Raw genomic sequence first — 25078 nt, forward strand, 5'->3', positions numbered from 1 at the left:
CGGCCTTGCCTGCCGCGATTTGAAAAGAAATCCATGATTATCGACCTCTACGGATTCGGCCCGGCGCTCGCCGCCGGCGCGCTGATGACTGTGAAACTGGCACTCTCGGCCCTGTGCCTGGGGCTGGTGCTCGGTCTGCTCGGCGCCTTGGCCAAGACTTCCCCGTACAAGCCGCTGCAATGGCTTGGCGGCACCTATTCGACCCTGGTTCGTGGCATCCCTGAATTGCTCTGGGTGCTGTTGATCTACTTCGGTACGGTCAACCTGATGCGTGCCCTGGGCGAGTTTTTCGGCAACCCCGACCTCGAGCTCAATGCCTTCGCCGCCGGCGTGATTGCGCTGGGCCTGTGCTTCGGCGCCTACGCCACGGAAGTGTTTCGCGGTGCGATCCTCGCCATTCCCAAAGGCCATCGTGAAGCCGGCGTGGCCCTGGGCATGTCGAAATGGCGCATCTTCACCAAATTGATCATGCCGCAGATGTGGCGTATCGCCCTGCCGGGTCTGGGCAACCTGTTCATGATCCTGATGAAAGACACCGCGCTGGTGTCGGTGATCGGCCTGGAAGAAATCATGCGACACGCGCAAATCGGCGTGACCGTCTCCAAACAGCCGTTCACCTTCTATATGGTCGCCGCATTCATGTACCTGGGCCTGACAGTACTGGCGATGACCGGCATGTACTTCCTGGAAAAACGCGCCGCCCGCGGCTTCGCGAGGAGCACCCAATGAACTGGGAAGTCATCATCAAGTGGCTGCCGAAACTGGCCCAGGGCGCGACCCTGACCCTGGAGCTGGTGGCCATCGCCGTGATCGCCGGTTTGCTGCTGGCCATTCCGCTGGGCATCGCCCGTTCGTCGCGCCTGTGGTGGGTGCGGGCATTTCCCTACGGCTACATCTTCTTTTTCCGTGGCACGCCGTTGCTGGTTCAACTGTTCCTGGTCTACTACGGCCTGGCTCAGTTCGACGCGATCCGTAACAGCTCGATGTGGCCGTACCTGCGCGATCCGTTCTGGTGCGCCACGGCGACCATGACCCTGCACACGGCGGCCTACATCGCGGAGATCCTGCGCGGCGCCATTCAGGCGATTCCACCGGGCGAGATTGAAGCGGCACGGGCGCTGGGCATGTCCAAACCCAAGGCGCTGTTTTTCATCATGCTGCCGCGCGCCGCGCGCATCGGCCTGCCGGCCTACAGCAACGAAGTGATCCTGATGCTCAAGGCCAGTGCCCTGGCCAGCACCGTGACCTTGCTGGAACTGACCGGCATGGCCCGCACCATCATTGCCCGGACCTACCTGCCGGTGGAGATCTTCTTCGCCGCGGGCATGTTCTACCTGGTGATGGCCTACGTGCTGGTACGCGGCTTCAAGCTGCTGGAGCGCTGGTTGCGCGTCGATGCCTGCCAAGGGCGTTGAACCCTGCGTGCTGACGGGCGAGGCCCTGCTCGCCCGTTTCACCGCGCTGGATGCTTTTCTCACAGAGCATCAGGCGTTGTGGAAACCTCGGCCGTTCACTCACCTACAGCTTCCCTGGGAAGCGTCCTGCCCGGAGCTGGCCGCATGGCTACGTGGGCGAACGCTGGACGATGCGGAAAACGCTCACAACCAGCCTGCCCTTCTGAACGCACCGCAGCCTTTTGCTGCCTTGGCCACGACGTCCGTGGCCTTGAGTGCCGTGGATGAATTGCCTGCACATACACTCGAAGCGGCCAGCCATCGATTGAACGTCGATGTACCGGGGCGTAAATGGCAGCAGATCGAAGCGTTCGCCAGTCGACTGCAGTTTTCCGAGACACCCCGGCATTGGCTGGACTGGTGCTCGGGCAAGGGCCATCTGGGGCGCCGCCTGCTGCAACCGGGCCAACAACTGACTTGCCTGGAATACGACCCGGCGCTGGTCACCAGCGGCCAGGCACTCAGCCAGCGTCATCACCTGCATGCGCTGCATATCGAACAGGATGTGCTCGCGGCAGACGCAGCCTCTCTACTAAGTGCGCATCACACGCCTGTCGCGCTTCACGCCTGCGGTGATTTGCATGTACGGCTGATTCAACTCGCCAGCGCCACTGGCTGCAAACAACTCGCCATTGCGCCGTGCTGCTACAACCGGATCAGTCTTGCCCAATACTCACCGATTTCCTCCGCCGCCCAAGGCTCCGGCTTGCAGCTATCCCTCGACGACCTTGCACTGCCGATGAGTGAAACGGTCACCGCCGGCGCCCGTGTGCGCCGCCAGCGCGACACCTCCATGGCCCGGCGCCTGGGCTTCGACTTGCTGCAACGGCAACTGCGCGGCCTGGACGAGTACCTGCCAACCCCATCCCTGCCCAGCGCCTGGCTGGACAAACCTTTCGCCGAGTACTGCCATCATCTGGCCGCACTCAAAGAGTTATCCACAATCGGCGCGCAAGATTGGCCAGGCCTCGAAGCTGCCGGATGGCAGAGACTGGCCGAGGTGCGCAACCTTGAGCTGTTGCGTGGACTTTTCCGACGTCCGCTGGAGCTTTGGCTGGTCCTTGATCGGGCACTTTTCCTCACCGAACAGGGCTACAGAGTCCGCGTCGGCACTTTCTGCGAAACGCCGCTCACACCGCGTAATTTCCTGCTCCTGGCCGAAAGCGCTTAAACACGACTGGCCTGTGGATAACTCTGTTGATGGAAATATCGTGGATCCAATATTCATGCCAGTTTCAGGGCTAAATCCACACTGTTCATTTTTTGTACACCTGCATAAAAAATCGAAAAAACAGCCATTTGCGAACAAATGAGAACAGATCCACAATTTCGGCCTAAACCAGGTGCGCGGCCAGTTGCATTGTGCATAAGCATTTAATCAAAACGACATAAATGCCTAATCCGGGACCGCTGACGGGGGAAATTGCACCGCTGCACGTCTCTTGATATACACAAACGCCAGGGCGCCAGCAGCGCGGCCACCAACAAGAACATTCTTCCGACAGGATGCGCCAGTGACGTTCATTTCCTACGCACAGAACTTCGAAGACATACGCCTGTGGCGCGCCCTCAAAACCGTCGAGAATGGCTTCTATATCGACGTCGGGGCGAACCACCCCACGCATGACTCGGTCACCAAGGCGTTCTACGACAACGGCTGGACCGGCATCAACGTCGAACCGGTGCCCAGCTACTACGAAGCCCTTTGCCAGCAACGCCCCAAGGACACCAACCTGCAATGCGCGGCCGGGGAAAACGCTGACGAGCTGACCTTCTACGGCATCGCCGACACCGGCCTCTCGACCCTCGACCCGGCCATGGCGAAAATGCACAAGGATGCCGGCATGGACGTGCGCAGCCAGACGATCAAGTCCCGCACCCTGAGCTCGATCTGCGAGGAACACGCCCGGGACCGCGCCATCCACTTCCTGAAAATCGACGTCGAAGGCCACGAAGAAACCGTCCTGCGCGGCATGGACTTCAGCCAATGGCGGCCATGGGTAATCCTCATCGAAACCCCCTGGGCCCGCGACCAGGCCTGGGAAACCCTCGTCACCGACGCCGGCTACCACTCGATCCTGTTCGACGGCATCAACACCTACTACCTCGCCGAAGAACACCTGAACCTCAAACCCGCCTTCGACATCCCGCCGTGCAACCTGGACGAGTTCCAGTTCTGCAAAGGCCACAACTTCAGCCACCCTGTCAGCGACGCCGAACACCAACTCGCCGCCGCCCTGCAACGCGCCGAACAGGCCGAAGCACAGCTGCGCGCAATGCAAAACAGCCGAACCTGGCAAGCCATTCAGAAACTCAAGAAAACCCTGCTGCGCGCCTGACCTGAAGCTCGCGCAAAAATAGTCAGAATTCAGGGGTTTACAGAACCTATCCAATCGCTATAATCGTCGCCCTGACACGCCGGTATAGCTCAGATGGTAGAGCAACTGACTTGTAATCAGTAGGTCCCGGGTTCGATTCCTGGTGCCGGCACCATACAAGGTTCCAGAGAAGGCTTTCAAAATCTCTGAAACCCCCGAAAAACCCGCCTTCTGGCGGGTTTTTTCGTTTTGGCGTTCCGTAGGATTACGCCAAAGTCTTATGGATACCAGCCGTTTTAAGGATAAAGATAGGGGTAAGGTCATTCGATATAGGGAAGAGTACCCTTATGTCGCGCACCACTGCCCCACTCTCCGATTCGGCTTGCCGTTCAGCCAAGCCCACCGACCGCGCCTACAAGTTTTTCGACGGCGACGGCAGGTACTGCTGACGGAGGGCATCTGGACTGCGCTTTACCAAATTAGCTCCTCAGCCAGTATTTCGAGCCTTTCTCGAAACCCTGCATCAAGCCTGTCCAAAGCATCGATCAGCGGCGCGTCAATATGATTGCTCAATAAACAGCCATCATCATTTCGCTGCATATCCAGCTCGACCTTATGTTCGGAGCTAACCCCGTTATGTTCGGAGCTGCCGGCGTAATGTTCGGAGCTCTGTAGCGGACCTGCGAACACTTGCCCCGGCGTAGGCAGTTGCTCACCCGGCAGGTGATAAATCATGCCTCGTGAGCGCCCGTCGGGCACAAGGAATCCCAGAACCACCACGCTCGCCAAGGCCCATAAGAAGAAACATTTGGTGCATTAGCCTGTTCCGGCAATCGCTGGTACCCCCTTGCAACACCTGCTCAAGGGGTAACCGTAAGCCGCCAGGATTGCGAAAACCAAACAAGTCAGGACGCTTCACGACTAACACAGAAACCCGCCCGGTATAGTCGGCATGGACCAAGGTATTAACCAAAACCTCGCGCAGAGCTTCATGTACCGGCGTGTCATCCTGGCGCTGATCACCTTTGAGAGCGAACGGTACCTCTAAGTCCTCAACCAACTTGCGATAAACCCGCCGGTAGAAATCAAACAGAATTCCTGACCAGGTTCCATCAGGGACGAGCCTATCCACCCAACGTAGTTTTGTTTTTTCGTACGGCCGCTCCTGATAGTCCACAAAGTAATGCAGTAGGTGAAGGCTTCGATCATCCGCTGTTGGACACGTTGGTGCTGCCAATGCCCATCTCATTGAAGGGTATCCTTCAGCAATATGCGGGACGATTGCATCGATCGCATGCCGAAAAGGTCGACATGAGGGTGATCGACTTCGTTGACAGGGTAATGTCGCGCTGATGAGGATGTGGGATAAGCGCCAGGCGGGTTACAAAGCGATGGGCTACCGCATGGCTGATTCCATGGCCAGCATGGACTTACTCTAACTCTAACGTGGTTGACAGATTCACCCCGCTTCTAACTCACCGACTACCCGGGGCAATGAGCCTGCTGCCGCAGATCCAAAGCGGCCTAGCGCCGCAGCCTATAGGCCTCAATCAACGCTTTGTAATCCATACGGGTGAGAGCCGACATGAACCTCATTGAAATTTTGGTCACCGCCAAAACAATGTAAAACTATGGCGGAACTGATGAGTTCTGGAAGGCGGTGGAGCAAGGCTTTCTGCGTACCCGCTAATTTATGCACGGACATGAGTCACCAGTGGCATCCTAGTTTGCATCGAGCCTGAGGGCGTAGCAGCAATCAATGAAAAAGAAAATTCTGATTTATGGGTCGACAGAGTTTGGGGCGGTTGTGCGTGAGTTGGTACGGCACAGCGGTGCGGATTTCGGTGGGTTCGTCGATGACTGGCATGCCGGAGCGGATATTATTGGAACGCTGGCAGACGTTATCCAAAAATGCCGGCCTGAAGAGTATGACTTTGCCCTTGCCATCGGTTACAAGCACCTTGAAGCGAGACAGCGCAAATACCATGAGTTGTTGGCTCATGGCTACAGCCTGCCGCCTCTCATTCACCCTCAAGCTTATGTGAGCGATAGTACAACCATTGGCGATGGTGCAATGATCATGGCACGCGCTGTTCTCGACATCAGGACGCATGTAGGGGACCTGGCTGTCGTATGGCCCGGGGCTGTGATCAATCATGACTCCGTTGTAGACGGAAACACATTTATTTCTCCGAACGCCATCCTCTGCGGGCATTCCCGTATCGGAGTAGATACCTTCATCGGAGCTGGTGCCGTTGTGGTCGACCATACAACAGTGCCGAGGGGCTCCTTCATTAAGGCGGGATCGGTATTCGTCCTGAAGACGACCAGTAGCTAAATGTCTGGCGCACGTGCTGGTGTCATTGTTCACACTGATCTATCTGATAACACCGAATCTTCTGCGCAATGCCGACTAAACAAACGCCAGTATTCCTGGTCAGCCGCTGTCGATACTGGTACTTGAGGTGCAGGCACACTTAGATTCGATTCGGGAGCTAGGTCAGTCTTGTCACATTCCGGCGGATCTAGCTGAGCATGTGGTAGTGGATCACATGACTTACTTTGCCTACCTGAAAGATCGCAGCCCTATTCACGTTTTGTACATTTCGGAGTTCGGCTACGACGGGGACCTGCTCAACGGTAAGTTATTGCCGTTTCTCAAAGAAAGAAACAGTCCAGGTCTGATTACCCGCTGTGAAAGGGAACCCAATGAGTTTCGAGATGCCCAGCGGCATAATGACCGTGGTTACTGCTGCGTTGGTTTTGGTACCAAGTAGGGCCCCCGCCCCTACAGCGCAGGTACGCGTAGTGAGCGGGTTACTTAAGGGTTAGCCAAGTACTGCAACTAGCACAGCGATAACGCGATCTTGCTGTTCCTGCGTCAACCCGACCCACAGTGGCAATCGGATAAGCCGTTCCGATTGCCGGTCGGTCACGGCCATTGAGCCATGAACCCTTCCATAGCGTTGGCCGGCTGGCGACGAATGTAGTGGCACGTAGTGAAACACTGAGTGAATGCCCGCACTTTTCAGTGCATCGAGTACCACCTGGCGATCAATCTGCGAGTCCAGAAGTATGTAGTACATGTGTGCGTTGTGGCTGCAGTAGGCGGGTATGATCGGCCGTCTAAGCAAACCCTTTTTCTCCAGAGAAGCCAGAGCATCATGGTAGTGTTGCCAGCAGACCTGCCGCTGCTCGGTGATGCCTGTTGCTTCCTCCAGTTGCGCCCATAGGAATGCCGCGATCAACTCCCCAGGCAGAAATGACGAGCCAACTTCTTGCCAGGTGTACTTGTCTACTTCACCGCGGAAGAAGCTGCTGCGGTCCGTACCTTTTTCGCGAATGATTTCAGCACGTCGTACCAGCGCCGGATCGTTGACCAGTAGCGCGCCCCCTTCGCCGGATATGACGTTCTTTGTTTCATGGAAGCTCAATGCACCAAGGCTGCCCAGACTTCCCAGTGGGCGACCCTTGTAGCTCGCCATGATGCCTTGCGCGGCATCTTCGACAACGTGCAGATTGTGTCGCTTTGCAATCGTCAGAATGCTGTCCATCTCGCAGGCCACGCCCGCATAGTGCACGGGAACAATCGCTCGGGTGCGCGAGGTGATGGCTGCCTCGATCAAGCGCTCGTCGAGGTTAAGCGTGTCTTCGCGAATATCCACAAACACCGGTACACCGCCACGCAGCACGAAAGCGTTGGCGGTAGAGACAAACGTATAGGACGGCATGATGATTTCATCGCCGGGCTGAATTTCCAGCAGCAAGGCAGCCATCTCCAGCGCTGCGGTGCAAGAATGAGTCAGCAAGGCCTTGTTACAACCACTGGCGTTTTCGAGCCACTGGTGACAGCGCTTGGTGAAAGGCCCGTCGCCCGCCAGCATGTTGCCGAACTTGGCTTCGGCAATGTAATACAGTTCCTTGCCGGTCATGTGAGGACGATTAAACTGAATTTTTTCGCTGGTCATTGCAGTATTCCGTCGGGCGATTAGGGCTTGGTGGCAATCAGCAACAGAGAGCCGCCGATAGGGAAGCGAACACCCGTCTTCAGCAGCAGGAGTTCGAATTGCATCACCGTTTGAAGGGTGTAGTTTAGCCAGCGTGGAATATTGAATTCGGTCATGGGGTCATGCTGTTTACTTGTGCGTTTTCGTGATAACCACATCAAGGGGACCAGCAGGCTAACAAACGAACTGGCATAGCTCACTTGCAGGCCGGCTTGCTGAACTTTGGCTACCAGTTCGGCTCGGCTATAACGACGTACATGACAGGCATACTCGTCGACTTGCGACCAAAGCCAGCGATGTTGTGGAACGGTCAGCACCAGCGATCCGCCAGGGCGGATCGCTCTGGCAAGATTACGCAGTACCGTCTCGTCCTGTTCTATATGTTCAATGACGTCGAATGCGCCAACTACATCATATCGATCAACTTCGTCCAACAGGGTTGCGTCCAGCTGTCTCAGTTGGGCAGTAGGAACCCGTTTACGGGCGTGCTCCAGTCCTTCTTCAAAGTATTCGGAGCCGTACAACTCAATCTTCGGCCAAGTACGGCTGATACCTTCGAGCACATATCCAGTGCCACACCCGATCTCTAGCAGACTATTGAAGGGCTTCACCTTTTTGGTCAAGGCCCAGAGCACTACCCTGTTACGCACCCTGAACCACCAGTGACCTGATTCCGCCTGCGCAAGTTGGCCATAGGACGATGACGGAAATGGCGAACGGTTAGGTGTCATTGAGATGCCTTGAAAACGAAAAATTTGAGGGCGACGAACAGATAGCTAGCGACTATAAAGATGGCCGCGGCCTGTACCCACTGGTGTGAATAACCGTAGTGATCTACGAACACGGCGAGCAGACAGAAATTGATGCCATAACCAATCGCATGAGCCAGGACGAACCGTATTCCTGAGCTCAGCGTCCCCCCCTTATAGGAAAAGGTCAGGCGGCGGTTTCCGACGAAACTGATGAGCGCACCGGCAATATAGAGTGCAGTCATGGTTAGCTTTGGGGTGCTCCCTAGCTCTGTCAGTAACAGGTAAAGGGCATAACCGCAGGCATTACTGAAAAAACCGACCAGCGCATACTTGATCAACTGCGCCACAGGTATCCGACTTTTCAGCCGAGCTGTCAGGCTATTCATTTTGTTCCTTTGTCCAGCAATCGCTGCACCGTTAGCATGAGCGTTTTTTTTCATGAGCGGCCATAGATATTCCTGACGATGGTGTAAGGCCGGCGCTTGCTTTCGGAGAATACTTTGGAAAGATAGATGCCGATGATGCCCATGCAGGAAAGAATCAGGCCGCCCAGCAACCAGATCGAAACCATCACGGAGGTAAAGCCTGCCAGGGTGTAAGAGAAGAACATCCAGTTGATCAACAAATAGGCGGAATAGCAGCAGGCAAACGAGAAAATGATTAGGCCAAGATAGAAAATTGCGACCAGCGGGAGGACGCTGAACGACGTGACGGAGTTCACCACCAGCGACAGTTTGCGCCTCAAGGTGTAGGTCGATTGGCTGGTGCTGAGTTTTTGAATCAAGACAGCCTTTTGTACGAAGCCGGTGATGTGAAACAACCCGGCCATAAAGACCTCTCGTTCTTCATGGCGTAATAGCGCATCGACATAGCGCCGACTCATCAAGCGAGCGGTGACAATGTTGGCGGGGAGTGACAACCCGGACAACCGGTTAATCAACGTCCAGAAGAGCCCACCACTCAAACGCTCGAACCACCTTCCCTTACGTTGCTCCTGAACTCCATAGACCACGTCACAGTCTTCACTACGCATTTGTTCGGCGAACGTCACTAGACACTCCGGCGGCTCCTCCAGGTCGCTGTCGAGCAGGAATACCTCTTCGCCCTTGGCATGGGCAAGTCCGGTCATCATTGCCTTGTGGTGACCGAAGTTCCTGGATAGGTCGACCAGTACGACATGAGTATCAGTTTCTGTCAGGCGAATGGCTCGTCCCAAGCTGTCATCAGGCGAGCCGTCGTTGACCAGGACAATTTCATAGTCATCTCCCACATAGGCCTGCGCAACACTGCTGCAGCGAGCATAAAACTCTTGGAGGTGGTTTGCGGATTGATACAGGGTGGCGACGATGGACAATCTCATAGTCTGACATGCTTCATATAAGTTTGAGATCCAGGACCACAGTTAAAGAGCAAGTCAAGAATGCTGACCCCGTGAACGAATGGGCCCCACAGTTGTGGGTATTCGCGGTAGTCACTGTAGTCGAACCAGTGCAGATCAATGCCTTGCGCCTGGAATTGTTCAGGTTGTAAATAATCCTTGGCTGATGGCCCGGAAATATAGTCACTGGCACCGGTCTGCCGACACAAATCGACCAGACGCTCGGTCTTGCCATCACCCAGTTGATAATCCCAAGAGCACGATATCTTTGTCTTGATGCCCAGGTAAACGCAGATAGCCTTGATGAGGTCGCTGTTCAATTGGGTGAGATGGCTGTAGGACATTTCCAGGTACAGAGGTCGAAGCCAACTAGCGATTTCATTGAAATGTGCTGCGCGTCGGTAGTTGCTTTCGAGGGTTTTCCAATGCTTCACCTGCCAACCATCGACCAGCGGTACGTCGCGGATACGCCGACGAATATCCTGCCCCACGGGCACTGTCAGCCATTGCACACCTTGCGGCGTCTTGATCTGGTTGCGATTGCGCCAGTCGTTCTTGGTGAACTGCATGTCGTCGTAGAGGATGAACTCATCGACCGCAGCGATCATGTCGAAATAGCCCTTCCAGGGTATGTAGTTCGACTGGAGAATCGCGACGGTCTTCATGGCTGCTTGACGCTGGCGTCCCAGGCGCCCGGGAAGTAGCACCCCTGGCATTTTGCCTGCGCGACCTGCTGGAGATGGAAGGAAATGCAGAACAACAGCGCCAGCGCCCAGAAACGCAATGCAGCCGGTGAAGGTTTGAATGCAAAGTTCAGAACGATCGCGACGAAAACCGGTGCCATCAGCAGGTAGTCATACAGGTACGGATGAATGGCAACGGCCTGCGGCCACAGCAGGCCGGTCATCACGTATTGCGAAAAAAGCAGGAAGTAGAACATGCCGATGCCGGCCAACGGGGAGGTCCCCGCCGGTGCCGCAACGCCGGCAGGTTCACGCCGTTTGATCATGCGCAAACAGGCCAACTGGGCTACCAGGAACAGGATCGGCACGGCAATGGTCCCAAATGGCCGCGGGAACTGCGGAACAAGTACCGACTTCAGGACGTTGGTGAAATACGTGGTGTCGCCATCCAGGCCAGCGCGAAACAGCCAGCTGCTGTTGGACGAGGTGAAACCCAGCGCCTTCGATATCAGCGGGGATGGCAGATAGAAGGCAACGGCCGCAACGAGGGCCACCAATGCCAGACGACACATTCGTCTGTCGAGACCGTCGCTGCGGCATGCCCAAACCAGCAAGGCGAGGCCCAGCAACGCTGCCGAGATCGGAGTAAACACGGCAAACAACACGATCACTGTCATGACCGCCGTGGACCGTTCCTGATTTTTCCAGATAAAGAACGCAGCCAGCGCCTGGGACGCAAATATCAATGGGAACGTATTGTCGACGTTGAATCGGGCCGAAGAAATCCAGAATCCCGGCATCGACACCATGAATACGACCGATAACAGAATCAGCAGCCCCTGACCGAATGCCAGGCGCTTTTCCACCAGACGGGACAGAAAAAAGAACGTAACGCCTGCCAGCGAAATGATGTTCAGGAAAGCCCCTGTCACTCTCATCGGTAATGCCGACACATACATTTCCACTTTATAGAGGGCGTACATGTAGAACAGATAAGCCGTGGAGTGGTTGGAATACGCGATCTTTTTTGCGTAGTCCTCCATCGAATAGAAGACGAGGAAACCGTGCTGCGAAAAAGCGTGTTGCTCCCAGATGGGGAACGTGAAGTTTCTCAGGCGCTCGGGCTGGGTCGCAATCTGGCTTGCCGCTTCCCGGAAGCCCAGGGAGTAGACCACGCCGATGGTTATGACAATTGCCAGCAAGTATAAGCAGGAGAAAAGCTTATTATTTTTTATAAAGATCATCTGTTCCAGTATTCGCAATACGCTTGGGATAATGGGTGCCAGTGCGGGAGGCCCAACGCGGCATTTGCTGCCAAACGAGGTAGAATCGGGTAGCGATCGGGGGAAAGGCCCGTAGTATAAGGGATTACGGTCAGGCGGCAGCGCGATCATAATCTAGATGTACGGTCTGGTGAAGCGCTCCTCGTAGTGAATGGCGAATTGATTCTTCGTGCTTTTCCTGCCGGCACCCTACAAAACTAAGCCCCTGCAAAAATGCAGGGGCTTAGTTGTTTCCGGGGTTTGCAAAAGCGCTTTTAATGTCCCGCGCTCTGCCCACCATCCACGTGCAGGATTTCGCCGGTCACGAACTTGGCGCCGTCCAGATACACGACCGCTTGCGCAATGTCATCGACCTCGCCCATGTGCCCGAGCGGGTGCAGGCTGCCCAGTGCTGCGTGGGTTTCCTCGCCATGCATCGGGGTCTTGATGATGCCTGGGCTGACCGCGTTCACCCGGATCCCGCGCTTGGCGTATTCGATGGCCAAGGATCTGGTTGCCGCGTTGAGGCCGCCTTTGGTCAGCGATGCAAGCACCGATGGCACGCCGTCGATGGCGTGGTCCACCAGGCTGGTGGTGATGTTGACGACGTGGCCGCTGCCTTGCTTTTCCATCTCGGCGATGGCGAGTTGGGTGATGTAGAAGAAGCCGTTGACGTTCACCGACAACACATTGGCGTAGTCTTCTGCGGTGTACGCGGTGAAGGGCTTGGCGATGAAGATCCCGGCGTTGTTGACCAGGGTGTCGATGCGACCGAAACGGGCCATCGCTTCACGGATGACGCGCTGGGCGGTTTCCGGCTCGCCGATGTCACCGGCCACGGTGAGAATGTCCGGATCGCTGGACGGTTTGATCGAGCGCGAAGTGGCGACGATCCGGTAACCGAGTTCACGAAAGGCTTTGACCATACCGTCGCCGAGACCCTGGGACGCACCGGTGATGACGATGACCTTTTTCGAAATGCTCATGATGAAGACCTCTGACAATCAAGAATGGGGGTAGAAAATCGGTAATCAGGCTTCGGCCGGTGCCTTGGCCATTTGTCGCAACATCTGTTCGTAGTACTCGACCGATTGCGAACCGGACACCAGGTGGTGACCGTTGAGCACCATCGCCGGGACCGAATTGATGCCGCGCTGCTGGTAATACGTTTCAAGCTCCCGCACTTCGTCGGCGAACGCACCGGACGCCAGCACCTCTTGTGCACTTGCCCCATCCAGCCCCGCTTCAGTCGCCAGCCGCACCAGGGTTTGCTGATCGCTCGGGTTCTGGCCCGCGCTGAAGTAGGCCTGTAGCAACACCTTCTTCAGCTCGACCTGCCGCCCTTCCTGCAACGCCCACAGCAACAAGCGGTGCGCATCGAAGGTGTTGTAGAAATGTGTGCGCTTCTCCAGATCGAATTTGAAACCGATGGCCTCGCCGCGAGCGATCTGCATGGCCTTGCCAGCAGCGACTTCGTCGGCGGTTCTGCCGTACTTGCGCATCAAGTGCTCGACCGCTTGCTCACCTTCGACCGGCATGTTCGGGTTCAGCTCGAACGGCTTGTAGGTCAGCTCGACCGAGACTTCCCCGGCCACGTTCTCGATTGCCTGCTCCAGCGCCGTCGCTCCCAGCGCGCACCAGGGGCACACCACATCGGAGATGAAATCGATGGTGACCGACGCCGTCATGACTTGCCCTCCGCCTCGGCCAGTTGCTTGCGGTACTGAGTGGTGGTGATACCGGCGTAACCCCAGTTATCGGTGTCGACTTCCTCGATCACGATGTGGGTCAGGTCAGGGCGTTTGTTGAGGACGCGTTCCAGTGTTTCAGTGATTTCGGCAATCACCTGAGCTTTCTGCTCAGTGGTAACACCATCGCGGGTGATGCGTACGGTTACGAAAGGCATGAGGGAAACTCCAGTGACCTTCCCGTCGGGATGATGGGAGAGGCGTTGGAGATGAATGTAGGGGGTTATGTCAGGGTGAAAAAGGTGGGGGCGGGAACTTCATTCGTTACGTGGTGTAATGAATAAAGGAGTAGGCATACAAATGGGCTGGCGCCCATCGAGAGACCTGCCGAGCTTCTCAATTTCGGCGATGTGTTTAGAAGGGAATATGCCTTCTTAGCTAAATCGCTTGAAGGTCACGCAATGCCTCAGGATGCTGACTCGCCACACGCAACAGCGTCTGCGCCGCTCCCGTCGGTTGCCGCCGCCCCTGCTCCCAATCCTGCAACGTTCGCAAACTGACTCCAATCAGCTTGGCGAATGCGCTTTGAGATACACCGACTTTGGCCCGCGCTTCAGCTGCTGCAGACAACGGCACCTCTGTCACACGAGCGGCTTTGCCCGCTTTCATTTGACGCACAGAATCCAGCAAGTCCTGCTGGAATTGCTCCAGTTCATTGACCATTGCTGATTTCCTCCTTCAGTTGCTTGAGGAAGGCTGCGGGTAAATTGTCGAACTTCGCCTTGGTGTAGGCGATTAACAACCAGATTGAGCCTTCAGAAAGCGTGTTGTAGTAAATGATACGGGTACCGCCTCGTTTGCCCATCCCGCTACGGGACCAACGGACCTTGCGTAGGCCACCGCTACCAGGCACCACATCGCCGGCCAACGGATTAGCTACCAGCCAGGTAATGAATTCATGACGTTCGCCATCGTCCCAGATGGATTCAGCATAACGCTTGAAAATTTCGGTTTCGATAATCGTGAACATGAACCTGACTATACGGCATTGCCGTATATGCGAGCAATCGATTTGAAGTGCTAAGACGTGTCGCAATTTTTCACTTTTTGCAACACGTCTTCCGAACATGTCGCCGCGGACGACACGTTCGCCAGACGTGTTACCAAAATCGAGTTTTGACGACATGAGCACATCAACAGCACAAAAAAGCCCCGAACCAGTCGGGGCTTCTTCACTCTCAGCCTTGCATCAGGCCTCGACACCACAACCCATCATCAAAAAATATTGATCGGGTAATCCACAAACACACGCACTTCGTTGCCGCTGACGTTGTACTCGCTCGACTTCTGCGACACGCGCAGGACCGAGCTGCGCAGTTTCACGCTGAGGTCTTTGGCCGGGCCGCTTTGGACGACGTATTTGATCTGATTGAAGATCTCGCGCTCGGTGCCGCCTTCGCTGGTGGAGGTGGTGATGTTGTCACCGCGCACGTAGGCGAAGTTGTAGCTCAGGCCCGGTACACCGAAGGTGCTGAAGTCCAGGCCGTAGCCAAGCTGCCAGCTGCGTTCGTCTTCGGCATTGAAGTCCGACCAGTAAGAGTTCGCCAGGTAGATGGTGTTGCCACCGTCGCCGACGCGACCCTGGTCTTTCTGGTAGCCGCCGTAGGCGTAGCCCAGGTTGCTGTCGCCGGAGCTGCGCTGGTGCGCGAGGGTGAACGAGTGCGGGCCGGTGATGAAGGTGGCCGCCAGGCTCCAGATCTTGTTGTCGTCGCCGGTGATACCGTTGTCGCGGACGTAGGAATCGTCCAGCTTGGTGCGGTAGCCGTTGAAGTCCAGGGTCAGGGACTGATCCTTGTCGATCGGAAACACGTAGTTGGCGTTCACGTATTGTTTCTTCAGCACGTCTTCGACGTCGGAAGCGTAGAGCGCGGCCTTGAATTGCTCGGTGAACTGGTAGCTACCGCCCAACACGTTGATCGACTTCAGGCCACCGCTGTCGCGGCCTTCAGCGCTTTTACGCGATTCGGCGGTGAAGCGACCGGCGTCCAGTTGCAGGCCTTTGATCTCCCTGGAGGTGATCAAGGTACCGGTGTAGCTTTCCGGCAGCAGGCGCGAGTTGTCGTAGTTCAGCACCGGCAAGGCCGGCATCTGGTCACCGTAAGTCAGGGTGGTGCTGGACAGGCGGAACTTGATCGCTGCGCCGCCCTTGGACAGGTCGTCCGCCGGCTCGCCGCTGGCGCCCTTCTTGAAGAAGTCGATGCCTTGCGCGCCGCTACGGTCTTCGCTGCGTTCCAGGTTCAGGGCGTACAGGCCGAAAGCGTCCACACCCACACCGACGGTGCCTTGGGTGAAGCCGGACGAGAACGTGCCGATGGCCGCCTGGCCCCACTCGGATTTGTCCGGGTTACCGTCTTTGTAATCACGGTTCATGTAGGCATTGCGCAGCAGCACTTTGAGGCTGCTGTCTTGAACAAAACCCTTGGATTCGGCCTGGTCGTTAGCCATGGCCTGTGAAGCGCTCAAAATCCCCAGAGCGATCAGGCTGATTCGCTTGTTCAACATTTTGTTTTTTTCCTTAGTACGGTTGATACGCGCTGTGTCGAACGGCTGAAACGGCGCTATCGCGCTCTTTTTTCAAGGCGAAAACAAAAAGGCCCGCCCACGATTTCTCGCGGCGGGCCTTTTTATTGTTTTTGAGTCGTGGCGGTCGGCCACAGGCGTTGGGCCGAATCGTAGCTGCGAGCTCAACAATGTGTCAATTTCATGAATCGTCTACAAACAGGCAAAAAACGTCTAGGAAGTTGCTTTACGCGGCAGGATTATTCAATCGACGCAGCCATCCAGGCCACAGGCTGCTACGGGACCGGATGAGTGCTGCTCCGGCAACGACTGACCCAGCCATTGCGCAAACGCCTGGGGTTTACCCAGCCATGGCCCGATATCGATCAGGGTGAATTGCTCATCGTGCTCAAGCACCAGGGTCGGAAAACCCTGCCCGCCAACCTTGGCCAGTAACGCCCGGCTGTCCCGGATATGGCTTTCGGTGTCGACCATCCTGAAGGCTCTTTCGAAGTCTTGAGGATCCAGCCCCATGCCGTGGGCCAGTTCAAACAAGACCGACTCGTCGGCGATGCGGCGCCCTTCCACGTAGTGAGCACTTTGCAGACGCCCCAGCAACTCCAGCCCGCGACCGGCCATTTGCTCGGCAGCCAGCACCGCGGCGATGGGTGGAGCCGAGTCGAACACGGCGGAATGATCACGCAGCAAACCTTCGAAATAGGCTTCGCCGAACGGCTGCCCGCTGTATTCGGCAATGCGCCGGTCGTGAGGCATGACGTAACTGCGCAGTTGTGGCGAAACCTTTTGCCGATTGGCCCCCGTCATCATGCCGCCGCCGTGGGCAAGCACCGGTAGCACAGCCTGGGCGGCTTGCACCAGCGGTTTGGCGCCGTAGCACCAACCGCACAACGGGTCGTAGATGTAATGCAGGATCATGGGAAAGCTCCGACAGAAACTCAGGAAAATTCGATGTCGACAGGTTAGTGCCACAACGGTCCCGGAAAAACGCCGGATCGGCTTTCAGTCTGTTGCTTGAATCGGTCGAATGGCTGCGCAAACACTTTGTATGAATTCAGACATAATTCGAAACAATCAAATGAGATAAATTCTCAATAACGACTAACAGCGGTAAATGACAAGCATTACTATTCGCACCCTCCAGATGCTTCAACCTAAAAATCCTACGGATGCGCTCTTCAATGCCTGCCCCTTTTCGCCTTGCGCCCTACAGCCTTGGGCTCTCTGCCTTGTTGTCTGCCGGTTTTTCCTACGCTGCACCGACCACCCTGCCTGCCACCTCGATCAGCGCCGAAGCTGAAGCCGACGACCCGCGGGTGACCCAAACCAGCACGGCGACCCGGACTGCTACACCGGTGCGCTACGTGCCACAAGCCATCGACTCGATCAAAACCTCGAACGTAGTGGATTACGGCACCAACGATCTAGGCACCGCGCTCAGCGGCATCCCCAACGTCAGCAGCGGCGCCGACACTCGCTTCGACAGCCTGCGCATCCGTGGTTTCGACGCCAGCAACGACTTCTATCTCGATGGCATTCGCGACGACAGTCAGTACGTGCGCGACTTGCACAACATTGAACGCATCGACGTTCTGAAAGGCCCCGCCGCCGTGTTGTATGGCCGTGGCAGCCAGGGCGGCATCGTCAACCGGGTGAGCAAACTGCCCGAGTTCGGTCGCCGCTCGACCATCGAGGCCCAGGGTGGCAGCGAGGACTTGCGCAGCCTGTATGCCGACCTCAGCACCGACCCGTCCGAGAACATCAGCCTGCGCCTGAACATGGGCAACATGGACGAGAACAGCTTCCGCGATGGCGTGAGCGGCAATCGCCAGCTGTTCGCGCCTTCGATGAGCTGGCAGCTGACGCCCGACCTGAACTGGCTGGTGCAGTACGAATACAGCCGCTACAACCGCACCCCTGATCGAGGCATTCCAGGGGCTGGCGGTCGCCCGGCCGACGTAGGACGCGATACCACTTACGGCAGCGAAAACGACTTCATCGATGACAAGGCGCAATCCCTGCGCTCGAAACTCACTTATGAACTGAGCGACAACTGGCAACTGCGCCAGACCCTGGGGGTGTTCAAGCTCGACAGCGATTTCGACAACACTTACCTGAGCGGCTATGTCCCGGCGACCAACAAGGTCACGCGCCAGCACTGGCAGCAGGACCTGAACACCCGCAATGTCTACAACAATGTCGAGCTCGAAGGTGGCTTCGATACCTTCGGCCTGGAACACCGCCTGCTCACCGGTATCGAAATCGGCAGCCAGCGCCGCGACCCGCTGCTGTACACCGCCGCCACTTCCGGGCCAGGCAGCTCACCAGTGCCGGCGCTGGACCTGTACACCCCCGACCGCAATTTGCGCCATACCGGGCGCATGGTGGTGTCGAGCAACACCCACACCGAGGTCGAGAGCCGTGCGGTGTATGTGCAGGATCAACTGCGCCTGAACGATCAATGGCAATTGCTCGCCGGCCTGCGTTACGACACGTTCGATATCGAGTCGACCAACAAGGTGCGCAATATTTCCGAAGACAGTGACAGCCACAGCACCAGCCCCCGCGTTGGCGTGGTCTGGACGCCGCTGCAAAATCACTCCTTCTACGCCTCCTGGAGCAAGACCTTCTCGCCGGTCGGCGGTGGCTTGATCGGCATCACCCCGGGCGCGGCCGGTAACAGTAACGACCTGAGCCCCGAGCGGACCAAGCAGAAGGAAATCGGCGTGAAAAGTGACTGGCTCGACGATCGCCTGAGCACCACGCTGGCCATCTATGAGCTGGAACTCTACAACCGCCGCACCAGCGATCCGAACAACCCGACCATCACCCTGCTCACTGGCCTGCAACGTTCCCGCGGGATCGAATTGACCGCCGCCGGCAAAATTACCGGCAACTGGTACGTACGCGGTGGCGTGGGTGTGCAGGACGCAACGATCGAGAAGGACAACAACGGCCTGGAAGGCAAGCGCATCAACAACGTGGCCAAGCACAACGGCAGCCTGTTCCTGACCTGGAAACCGGAAATGGGCTGGTACGCCGAAACCGGTCTGACCCTGGTTGGCGACCGTTATGCCGACAACCTCAACACTACCGTATTGCCGGGCTATGGTCGCTGGGATGCGTTGGCCGGTTTCCGCCAGAAGGATTGGGATTTGCGCGCAGCGCTGAACAACATCAGCGACAAGACGTATTACTCCTCGGCGACCAGTGCATTCCAGATCCAACCGGGTGCGCCGCGTAGCCTGGTGGTGACGGGCACTTACAGCTTCTAAACACCACAACACTTGTAGGAGCTGGCTTGCCAGCGATGGCAATTTTTCATTCAACACTGATGTTGAATGTGATGACCTCATCGCTGGCAAGCCAGCTCCTACAGGAGGTCTGGCGGCAAAACCGTTGGACAAAAAAAAGCGCTGCCATCCCGGCAGCGCTTTTTTATCAATCCGTTGTTGTTCTTCTTATCCTTCCATCACATCCCACAACGCATCCAGTTCCGCCTCGCTGAACAAGCCAGCAGGGTAACGCTCGATCATCGTCCGGCGCGGATCAGTTTCGCTGATCTGACGCGTTCCATTGGACTTGAACCAGTGCGCCAGAATCTGGAGCGATTCGCTGTTTACGGCCAGGGGATGCAACGCCTTGTCGCTCACCACATTCACTTCGGCGTTCATTTCAGCGCTCTCTCCCGGTTTGTGAGCGGCTAACTTATCCAAGGTTTATGACAGAACATCGAAGTCCTCCCCTCCCCCGAGTTACACCAGCAGAGATACAAGAGCTGTGCCAAGGTTTCTGAAGTGTGGCCAAGTGGATACAAAAAAGCCCGCAACCCTGAAGGGCTGCGGGCTCTGTGCAATGTCGGAGGCGGATTTACAGCTTGAGGAATTTCGCAATCAACTCAAGCTGTTACAACCTCACTCACTCTTTGTGCGGCGCCGGTTGCTGCTGGGTAAGGCAGTGAATATTGCCGCCCCCCAGTAACAGTTCGCGACCAGGCACCATCACCACTTCATGCTGTGGGAACAGGCTCTGCAGGATCTCCCTGGCCGGGCCATCCTGCGGGTCGTCGAAGCACGGCGCGATGATGCCGCCGTTGACGATCAGGAAGTTCACGTAGGAACCGGCCAGACGAACCGTCGGGTTGCGTTCCTGAGTACCATCGACCGGATCGACACCGGCGCACTCTTGCTCGGTCGCAAACAACGGACCCGGAATCGGCATCTTGTGCACCGTGAACGGGCGACCCTTGGCGTCGGTGCTGCTTTGCAGCACTTTCATCGCCGCCTGGCAGCGCGGGTAGTTCGGGTCCTGTGGATCATCGGTCCAGGCCAGCAGCACTTCACCCGGGCGCACGTAGCAGCAGAAGTTATCCACATGGCCGTCGGTTTCGTCGTTGAACAAGCCGTCCGGCAACCAGATGATTTTATCCACAGCCAGGTTCGCACTCAGCACCGCTTCGATTTCCGCGCGATTCATGTGCGGGTTGCGATTGCGGTTGAGCAGGCATTCTTCGGTGGTGATCAGGGTGCCTTCGCCATCGACGTGAATCGAGCCGCCTTCCAGCACGAAACCTTCGGTGCGGTAGCGCGGGCTGCGCTCGATCTCGAGGATCTTGCCGCCGACCTGCGAGTCACGGTTCCACGGCGAATACAGGCCGCCATCAAAACCGCCCCACGAATTGAAGTCCCAGTTCACGCCACGGACTTCGCCATTGTTGTTGATGACGAAGGTCGGGCCGGTATCGCGGACCCAGGCGTCGTCGCTGGACATTTCCACTACGCGGATATTCGGTACGTCCAGGCGGGCACGGGCGTTTTCGTACTGGCCGGCGGAAACCGCCACGGTCACCGGTTCGAAACGGGCGATGGCCTTGGCCACTGCGACGTGCGCGGCTTGCGCCGGCTTGCCACCCAGGCGCCAGTTGTCCGGGCGCTCGGGCCAGATCATCCAGGTTTGGGTTTGGGGTGCCCATTCGGCTGGCATGTAGAAGCCGTCGGCGCGAGGGGTGCTGTTCAACGTGGTCATGGCTCAGGACTCCGGAATGGCTTTGATACCTGAAAAAATTGGAAGCGCAGTGGTACACGCCGTGGACTGTGCCACTTTATATCCGATAAATATCGGCTTTTAAAGCACCATACATCCAGCAACACAAAAACAATCGATGAAAAGCCGATATCAATCGAACTAACACCACCCTCCATGTGGGAGCGAGCTTGCTCGCGATAGCGGTCATTCAGTCGAAAAAACTGTGACTGACATGGCCTCATCGCGAGCAAGCTCGCTCCCACAGAGGTCAGTGTTTACAGCCCTTGCGCGAGCACCTTCGACAGCATGTCCACGAAGAAATCCACGCTCTGCCGTGAAGTGACCATCGGTGGCTTGATCTTGAGGATGTTCAGGTAATCGCCGGTCGGCTGCATGAAGATCCCCAGCTCACGCAAGCGATCGCACAGTGCGGTGGTTTCTTCGGTGGCCGGCTCCAGGGTTTCGCGGTTGCGGATCAGTTCGACACCCAGGTAGAAACCGGAACCGTGCACCGCACCCACTAACGGATGAATATCGATCAAGGCTTCGAGACGCTGCTTGAAGTGCCCGCCAACAACCTGGGCGTTCTCCCAGAGTTTTTCTTCTTCCATCACATCCAGCACGGCCATGCCGACCTGGCAACTGACCGGGCTACCGCCGGCGGACGAGAAGAAGTAACCCTCGGCTTCCAGCGCCTCGGCGATTTCCCGGCGAGTGATGACCGCGCCCAGTGGCTGGCCGTTGCCCATGCCCTTGGCCATGGTGATGATGTCCGGCACCACGCCCTGCTCTTCGAAGCCCCAGAAAAAATCGCCCATGCGCCCGTAGCCGACCTGTACTTCATCGGCGATGCACACGCCGCCCCGGTCCCGGACCATGCCATAGACTTGTTGCAAATAGCCCGGTGGCAGCGAAATGCCGCCGGCATTGCCATACACCGGCTCGCAGATAAAACCGGCCAGTTGGCGTTTCTGCTCGGCGATTTTCGCCAGGTTGTGTTCGACGCTGCGCACATAATCCGGCGCGCTGTCGGGGCCACGGAACTCACCGCGATAGGTGTTTGGCGCGGTCACCGGGTGTACCCAGTCCGGGCGGCTGCTCAAGGCCTTGGGGTTGTCGGCGATCGAGGTCGACACCGAATCCGCGCCCACCGTCCAGCCGTGATAGGCCTCCAGCACACTGAGCATGTCGCGCCCGCCGCTGTAGGCCCACGCCAGGCGAATCGCCAGGTCGTTGGCCTCGCTGCCGCTGTTGACCAGGAACACGCGGTCCATGCCGTCCGGTGACAGTTTCAGCAAACGTTCGGAGAACTCGGCCACGGCCGCATAGTTGAAGCGCGAGTTGGTGTTGAGCAACGACCATTGGCGACTGGCGACCGCCGCCATGCGTGGATGGCCGTGCCCCAATACCGCAACGTTGTTGAGCATGTCGAGGTAGGAACGGCCCTGCATGTCGATCAGATGGTTGCGCCAGCCACGCTCGATGCGCGGCGGGTCGACGTAATAATGTTTTTGCGTGCGGGCGAAACTGGCATCGCGCCGGGCCAGCAAGGTCGCGCCGTCGAGTTCCGGCTCGGCGTCACACGCCAGCCCCAGCAGAGCCGCCGGTGACGGGCACAGTGCCTGCCAGGCGGCGGCGCGCGATGGCGTGCAGAACAACGGCGCATCGATCGACGCGCCACGGCACAACTGTACGAGCAAAGGTCCGCTGACCGAGCCCAGCACTTGGCCTTTGACCAGTGCCGCGCCGCTGTGCAGCGACGGCGTGACGCCCCAAAGCCGCACACTCAATTGCGGGCCGTCCAGTTGCAGCACGCCCGCCGACGGGTGATGCACCACCCCGGCAAACGGCGCTTCGACCGCCGTGCCCAGCGGCACACGCAACTCGACATGCAACGGGCAAGTGTCAGGCTCAACGTCGCTGTCAGGGCGGGTGTGGGACAGCCGGTACTGTCCGTAACGACTGGCCGCCAGGCCATGTGCCGCGGCTGCTTCATCCAACAGGCGCTGATCGACGCCCTCCTGCTCCCAGTTCCCGGCCTCGAAATGCGGGCTGAGCACACCCAGGTCGATAAGGGCGAACTCACGCCCCACCAGGCTCGGCAACAGCGGCGCAAAGCCCTCGCTGCCGATGGCCGCAAGACTCTGGCCGACGGCCGTGAGGATCGCCGCTTCCATCAATGCCAACGGTACCGACGTGGCCACACGGAAGATTTCCCATTCATGGACCAGGTTATCGCGGCTGTAGGCATTGCCCGGATCGATGCTGACCTGCTGTTCGCCGCTGAGCACCAACACCGCCGCACGGGCGACGATCAGCGGCCACAGCGCCAGCAGTTCTTCGTGTTGCAACGGATTGACCGCGTGATAGGCCTGGATTGCCGGCAAAATGCAGAACGGATCGCCCTCGCCATGATGCAGCAGCGCGGCGCAGGTCACCGACAGATCGGTAATGCGCCAGGTGCGCACCAGGTCGCCGAAATCGATCACGCCTTGCAGCTGCCAATGGCGTTGCACATCACGCTGCCACACCACGTTGTCGTCGGTGATGTCCATGTGAATGGCCTGCACCGGCAATCTGGCTTCCAGTGGCTGCAAATGCCGCTCGGCTTGCGCGGACGCTTCGACGATCAGTTTGCGCCGGGCTTCATCCTTGATCACCGGCAGCAAGTGCGCGATCAGGGCGTGAGCATGGCGGGCGTCCCATTGCAGGGTTCGCACCAGCCCCGGATGGTCGAAGTCCGCCAGGGCCAGGTCCATTTCACCGCACAGACGACCGAAGCCGGCCACCACCGTCGGGTTGAAATACTCGAGGCTGGTCAGCGGCTGGCCTTCGATGTAATCGAGCAGGCGAACGTGGACTGCCTGGCCAGCAACCTCCAGAGACAGCAGGTCTGCGCCGTTTTTCGCCGCGATGACACGCGGCACATGCACATCCGGGTGCTCGCCCAGATGCTTGAGCCCGGCATGCTGTGCCTGGAGCTCGACCACTGCGTAGTCGCCACGGCAGATTTTCAGGACGAAACGCCCGCGGTCGCTGTCGACTCGGTAGTTCAGGTCCTGCTGGCTGCCAAGGGCCTGCAACTTGCCACTGAACCCGTAATGTTCTTCCAGCAGTTCCAGCGCCTGCTGCGCAGACACCTGCGGGCTGGGCAAACTGGCGCGATGAATCAACGTGGCGAGCGGCATACAACGACCCCTGAAATTTTATTAGGCGCCTATATCGCCACTGCTTCGGGCGATACGCAACCCCCCGGGGCCGGCATGGCGCCATTTGGTGAAAGCGGGCTTTGTTCTGGTACTCGCCTCGATCAGCACTTTGCGCAAGAATGGCGGCCATTAAACGCACACTGCTGGAGAGCCACCATGAATGTTGTGACCACCGACCTGCCCGGTGTTCTGATCCTCGAACCCAAGGTCTTTGGTGACGAACGTGGTTTCTTCTACGAGAGTTTCAATGCCCGGGCCTTCAAGGAAGCCACCGGACTGGAAACTGAATTCGTTCAAGACAACCACTCCCGTTCGCAGAAGGGCGTGCTGCGCGGCCTGCATTACCAACTGGAAAATACCCAGGGCAAACTGGTGCGCGTCACGGCAGGTGAAGTGCTGGACGTCGCCGTGGATATCCGTCGCAGCTCGCCGCACTTCGGTAAATGGGTCGCCGTGCGCCTGTCCTCCGACAATCATCGCCAGCTCTGGGTCCCGGAAGGTTTTGCCCACGGATTCGTGGTCTTGAGCGAGTTTGCCGAGTTCCTGTACAAAACCACCGACTACTACACGCCGGCGGCCGAGCGCAGCATTCGCTGGGACGACCCGGACCTGGCCATCGACTGGCAACTGCAAGGCACGCCGCAGCTGTCGGCGAAAGATCAGGCCGGGGTATTTTTCAAGGACGCCGACGTCTTTGCCTGACGCTCGCCCATCAAGATGCCGCT

At 57.7% G+C, this 25078-nt stretch carries 25 protein-coding genes, 1 tRNA gene and 1 pseudogene; 9 read left to right on the forward strand and 18 right to left on the reverse strand.

Annotated elements, in window-relative coordinates; genetic code table 11:
• Positions 1 to 33 precede the first annotated feature (33 nt).
• The 5 genes from EI969_RS29025 to EI969_RS29045 all read left to right on the forward strand — a co-directional run bounded on the left by EI969_RS29025 (position 34) and on the right by EI969_RS29045 (position 3947).
• The gene (locus tag EI969_RS29025; protein WP_150717418.1) at positions 34 to 729 is read left to right on the forward strand and encodes an ABC transporter permease; all 696 of its coding nucleotides are present in this window, start codon (positions 34 to 36) and stop codon (positions 727 to 729) included.
• Complete coding sequence (locus EI969_RS29030; RefSeq protein ID WP_015093059.1) at positions 726 to 1415, forward strand: ABC transporter permease; 690 nt, start codon at positions 726 to 728, stop codon at positions 1413 to 1415. Before EI969_RS29025 ends, EI969_RS29030 begins: the two co-directional genes overlap by 4 nt.
• A complete protein-coding gene (locus EI969_RS29035) occupies positions 1396 to 2625 on the forward strand; it encodes a methyltransferase (RefSeq protein ID WP_160390716.1) in 1230 nt (409 codons plus the stop codon). Before EI969_RS29030 ends, EI969_RS29035 begins: the two co-directional genes overlap by 20 nt.
• Before the next feature lie 343 nt (positions 2626 to 2968).
• Entirely contained in the window at positions 2969 to 3793 is an 825-nt protein-coding gene (locus tag EI969_RS29040) for an FkbM family methyltransferase (RefSeq protein WP_160390717.1), read from the forward strand.
• 78 nt (positions 3794 to 3871) lie between these two features.
• Positions 3872 to 3947, forward strand: a tRNA-Thr gene (locus EI969_RS29045).
• A gap of 296 nt (positions 3948 to 4243) precedes the next feature.
• Here the strand turns inward: EI969_RS29045 and EI969_RS30715 are convergent.
• Positions 4244 to 4507, reverse strand: coding sequence for a hypothetical protein (locus tag EI969_RS30715; RefSeq protein WP_160390718.1), 264 nt, complete (start codon positions 4505 to 4507; stop codon positions 4244 to 4246).
• The gene (locus EI969_RS30720; RefSeq protein ID WP_256678382.1) at positions 4485 to 5021 is read right to left on the reverse strand and encodes a hypothetical protein; all 537 of its coding nucleotides are present in this window, start codon (positions 5019 to 5021) and stop codon (positions 4485 to 4487) included. Before EI969_RS30720 ends, EI969_RS30715 begins: the two co-directional genes overlap by 23 nt.
• On the opposite strand from EI969_RS30720, the pseudogene EI969_RS30725 reads away from it, so the two are divergent.
• Positions 4958 to 5211 (forward strand): annotated as a pseudogene (locus EI969_RS30725) (DEAD/DEAH box helicase); the annotation flags it as partial. The gene EI969_RS30720 and the pseudogene EI969_RS30725 overlap by 64 nt on opposite strands.
• 320 nt (positions 5212 to 5531) lie before the next feature.
• Positions 5532 to 6110 (forward strand): hypothetical protein, encoded by a 579-nt coding sequence (locus tag EI969_RS29065; protein WP_160390719.1) that lies wholly within the window; start codon positions 5532 to 5534, stop codon positions 6108 to 6110.
• Positions 6111 to 6600: 490 nt separating this feature from the next.
• On the opposite strand, the gene rffA is transcribed toward EI969_RS29065, so the two are convergent.
• From rffA to EI969_RS29130, 13 genes are all read right to left on the reverse strand, one after another.
• A complete protein-coding gene (rffA, locus tag EI969_RS29070) occupies positions 6601 to 7740 on the reverse strand; it encodes a dTDP-4-amino-4,6-dideoxygalactose transaminase (protein WP_160390720.1) in 1140 nt (379 codons plus the stop codon).
• Positions 7741 to 7760: 20 nt separating this feature from the next.
• Complete coding sequence (locus tag EI969_RS29075) at positions 7761 to 8510, reverse strand: trans-aconitate 2-methyltransferase (protein ID WP_160390721.1); 750 nt, start codon at positions 8508 to 8510, stop codon at positions 7761 to 7763.
• Positions 8507 to 8917 (reverse strand): GtrA family protein, encoded by a 411-nt coding sequence (locus EI969_RS29080; RefSeq protein ID WP_160390722.1) that lies wholly within the window; start codon positions 8915 to 8917, stop codon positions 8507 to 8509. The genes EI969_RS29075 and EI969_RS29080 overlap by 4 nt, the downstream gene beginning before the upstream one ends.
• 50 nt (positions 8918 to 8967) lie before the next feature.
• Positions 8968 to 9891 carry a glycosyltransferase family 2 protein gene (locus EI969_RS29085; RefSeq protein WP_160390723.1) on the reverse strand — a complete coding sequence of 308 codons (924 nt, stop codon included), beginning with the start codon at positions 9889 to 9891 and terminating at the stop codon, positions 8968 to 8970.
• Positions 9888 to 10574: a WbqC family protein gene (locus EI969_RS29090; protein WP_160390724.1), complete on the reverse strand. Its 687-nt coding sequence runs from the start codon at positions 10572 to 10574 to the stop codon at positions 9888 to 9890. The genes EI969_RS29085 and EI969_RS29090 overlap by 4 nt, the downstream gene beginning before the upstream one ends.
• Complete coding sequence (locus EI969_RS29095) at positions 10571 to 11836, reverse strand: hypothetical protein (protein ID WP_160390725.1); 1266 nt, start codon at positions 11834 to 11836, stop codon at positions 10571 to 10573. Before EI969_RS29095 ends, EI969_RS29090 begins: the two co-directional genes overlap by 4 nt.
• A gap of 293 nt (positions 11837 to 12129) precedes the next feature.
• Positions 12130 to 12840, reverse strand: a complete 711-nt coding sequence (locus tag EI969_RS29100) for an SDR family NAD(P)-dependent oxidoreductase (protein ID WP_160390726.1) — start codon at positions 12838 to 12840, stop codon at positions 12130 to 12132.
• A 45-nt stretch (positions 12841 to 12885) separates the two neighbouring features.
• Positions 12886 to 13542 (reverse strand): DsbA family oxidoreductase, encoded by a 657-nt coding sequence (locus tag EI969_RS29105; protein WP_160390727.1) that lies wholly within the window; start codon positions 13540 to 13542, stop codon positions 12886 to 12888.
• On the reverse strand, positions 13539 to 13760 hold the full coding sequence (locus EI969_RS29110; protein ID WP_007972813.1) for a 4-oxalocrotonate tautomerase family protein: 222 nt from the start codon (positions 13758 to 13760) through the stop codon (positions 13539 to 13541). The genes EI969_RS29105 and EI969_RS29110 overlap by 4 nt, the downstream gene beginning before the upstream one ends.
• A gap of 220 nt (positions 13761 to 13980) precedes the next feature.
• Complete coding sequence (locus tag EI969_RS29115; protein ID WP_008003166.1) at positions 13981 to 14265, reverse strand: DNA-binding transcriptional regulator; 285 nt, start codon at positions 14263 to 14265, stop codon at positions 13981 to 13983.
• Positions 14255 to 14572 (reverse strand): transcriptional regulator, encoded by a 318-nt coding sequence (locus tag EI969_RS29120; RefSeq protein ID WP_160390728.1) that lies wholly within the window; start codon positions 14570 to 14572, stop codon positions 14255 to 14257. Before EI969_RS29120 ends, EI969_RS29115 begins: the two co-directional genes overlap by 11 nt.
• Before the next feature lie 245 nt (positions 14573 to 14817).
• Entirely contained in the window at positions 14818 to 16104 is a 1287-nt protein-coding gene (locus EI969_RS29125; protein ID WP_160390729.1) for an OprD family porin, read from the reverse strand.
• A gap of 261 nt (positions 16105 to 16365) precedes the next feature.
• Positions 16366 to 17037 carry a DsbA family protein gene (locus tag EI969_RS29130; protein WP_160390730.1) on the reverse strand — a complete coding sequence of 224 codons (672 nt, stop codon included), beginning with the start codon at positions 17035 to 17037 and terminating at the stop codon, positions 16366 to 16368.
• Between the two features lie 263 nt (positions 17038 to 17300).
• On the opposite strand from EI969_RS29130, the gene EI969_RS29135 reads away from it, so the two are divergent.
• Entirely contained in the window at positions 17301 to 19394 is a 2094-nt protein-coding gene (locus tag EI969_RS29135) for a TonB-dependent siderophore receptor (RefSeq protein ID WP_160390731.1), read from the forward strand.
• Between the two features lie 186 nt (positions 19395 to 19580).
• Here the strand turns inward: EI969_RS29135 and EI969_RS29140 are convergent, their stop codons facing one another.
• From EI969_RS29140 to EI969_RS29150, 3 genes are all read right to left on the reverse strand, one after another.
• Positions 19581 to 19793, reverse strand: coding sequence for a hypothetical protein (locus EI969_RS29140; protein ID WP_085717852.1), 213 nt, complete (start codon positions 19791 to 19793; stop codon positions 19581 to 19583).
• A gap of 244 nt (positions 19794 to 20037) precedes the next feature.
• The gene (gene aguA / locus EI969_RS29145) at positions 20038 to 21144 is read right to left on the reverse strand and encodes an agmatine deiminase (RefSeq protein WP_160390732.1); all 1107 of its coding nucleotides are present in this window, start codon (positions 21142 to 21144) and stop codon (positions 20038 to 20040) included.
• Positions 21145 to 21419: 275 nt separating this feature from the next.
• Positions 21420 to 24332, reverse strand: coding sequence for an aminotransferase (locus EI969_RS29150; RefSeq protein WP_160390733.1), 2913 nt, complete (start codon positions 24330 to 24332; stop codon positions 21420 to 21422).
• A gap of 177 nt (positions 24333 to 24509) precedes the next feature.
• Here EI969_RS29150 and rfbC point away from each other — a divergent pair, with 177 nt between their 5' ends.
• Positions 24510 to 25055 carry a dTDP-4-dehydrorhamnose 3,5-epimerase gene (rfbC, locus tag EI969_RS29155; protein ID WP_160390734.1) on the forward strand — a complete coding sequence of 182 codons (546 nt, stop codon included), beginning with the start codon at positions 24510 to 24512 and terminating at the stop codon, positions 25053 to 25055.
• Positions 25056 to 25078: the final 23 nt, after the last annotated feature.

Source organism: Pseudomonas sp. PB101, assembly GCF_009764265.1.
Classification (GTDB): Bacteria; Pseudomonadota; Gammaproteobacteria; order Pseudomonadales; family Pseudomonadaceae; genus Aquipseudomonas.

Bases quoted from the DNA above. Each gene is read 5' to 3' on its own strand.
- EI969_RS29025 (WP_150717418.1), top strand. From the start codon at position 34: ATGATTATCGACCTCTACGGATTCGGCCCGGCGCTCGCCGCCGGCGCG.
- EI969_RS29030 (WP_015093059.1), top strand. From the start codon at position 726: ATGAACTGGGAAGTCATCATCAAGTGGCTGCCGAAACTGGCCCAGGGC.
- EI969_RS29035 (WP_160390716.1), top strand. From the start codon at position 1,396: ATGCCTGCCAAGGGCGTTGAACCCTGCGTGCTGACGGGCGAGGCCCTG.
- EI969_RS30715 (WP_160390718.1), bottom strand. From the start codon at position 4,507: ATGATTTATCACCTGCCGGGTGAGCAACTGCCTACGCCGGGGCAAGTG.
- EI969_RS30720 (WP_256678382.1), bottom strand. From the start codon at position 5,021: ATGAGATGGGCATTGGCAGCACCAACGTGTCCAACAGCGGATGATCGA.
- EI969_RS29065 (WP_160390719.1), top strand. From the start codon at position 5,532: ATGAAAAAGAAAATTCTGATTTATGGGTCGACAGAGTTTGGGGCGGTT.
- rffA (WP_160390720.1), bottom strand. From the start codon at position 7,740: ATGACCAGCGAAAAAATTCAGTTTAATCGTCCTCACATGACCGGCAAG.
- EI969_RS29075 (WP_160390721.1), bottom strand. From the start codon at position 8,510: ATGACACCTAACCGTTCGCCATTTCCGTCATCGTCCTATGGCCAACTT.
- EI969_RS29080 (WP_160390722.1), bottom strand. From the start codon at position 8,917: ATGAATAGCCTGACAGCTCGGCTGAAAAGTCGGATACCTGTGGCGCAG.
- EI969_RS29085 (WP_160390723.1), bottom strand. From the start codon at position 9,891: ATGAGATTGTCCATCGTCGCCACCCTGTATCAATCCGCAAACCACCTC.
- EI969_RS29090 (WP_160390724.1), bottom strand. From the start codon at position 10,574: ATGAAGACCGTCGCGATTCTCCAGTCGAACTACATACCCTGGAAGGGC.
- EI969_RS29095 (WP_160390725.1), bottom strand. From the start codon at position 11,836: ATGATCTTTATAAAAAATAATAAGCTTTTCTCCTGCTTATACTTGCTG.
- EI969_RS29100 (WP_160390726.1), bottom strand. From the start codon at position 12,840: ATGAGCATTTCGAAAAAGGTCATCGTCATCACCGGTGCGTCCCAGGGT.
- EI969_RS29105 (WP_160390727.1), bottom strand. From the start codon at position 13,542: ATGACGGCGTCGGTCACCATCGATTTCATCTCCGATGTGGTGTGCCCC.
- EI969_RS29110 (WP_007972813.1), bottom strand. From the start codon at position 13,760: ATGCCTTTCGTAACCGTACGCATCACCCGCGATGGTGTTACCACTGAG.
- EI969_RS29115 (WP_008003166.1), bottom strand. From the start codon at position 14,265: ATGGTCAATGAACTGGAGCAATTCCAGCAGGACTTGCTGGATTCTGTG.
- EI969_RS29120 (WP_160390728.1), bottom strand. From the start codon at position 14,572: ATGTTCACGATTATCGAAACCGAAATTTTCAAGCGTTATGCTGAATCC.
- EI969_RS29125 (WP_160390729.1), bottom strand. From the start codon at position 16,104: ATGTTGAACAAGCGAATCAGCCTGATCGCTCTGGGGATTTTGAGCGCT.
- EI969_RS29130 (WP_160390730.1), bottom strand. From the start codon at position 17,037: ATGATCCTGCATTACATCTACGACCCGTTGTGCGGTTGGTGCTACGGC.
- EI969_RS29135 (WP_160390731.1), top strand. From the start codon at position 17,301: ATGCCTGCCCCTTTTCGCCTTGCGCCCTACAGCCTTGGGCTCTCTGCC.
- EI969_RS29140 (WP_085717852.1), bottom strand. From the start codon at position 19,793: ATGAACGCCGAAGTGAATGTGGTGAGCGACAAGGCGTTGCATCCCCTG.
- aguA (WP_160390732.1), bottom strand. From the start codon at position 21,144: ATGACCACGTTGAACAGCACCCCTCGCGCCGACGGCTTCTACATGCCA.
- EI969_RS29150 (WP_160390733.1), bottom strand. From the start codon at position 24,332: ATGCCGCTCGCCACGTTGATTCATCGCGCCAGTTTGCCCAGCCCGCAG.
- rfbC (WP_160390734.1), top strand. From the start codon at position 24,510: ATGAATGTTGTGACCACCGACCTGCCCGGTGTTCTGATCCTCGAACCC.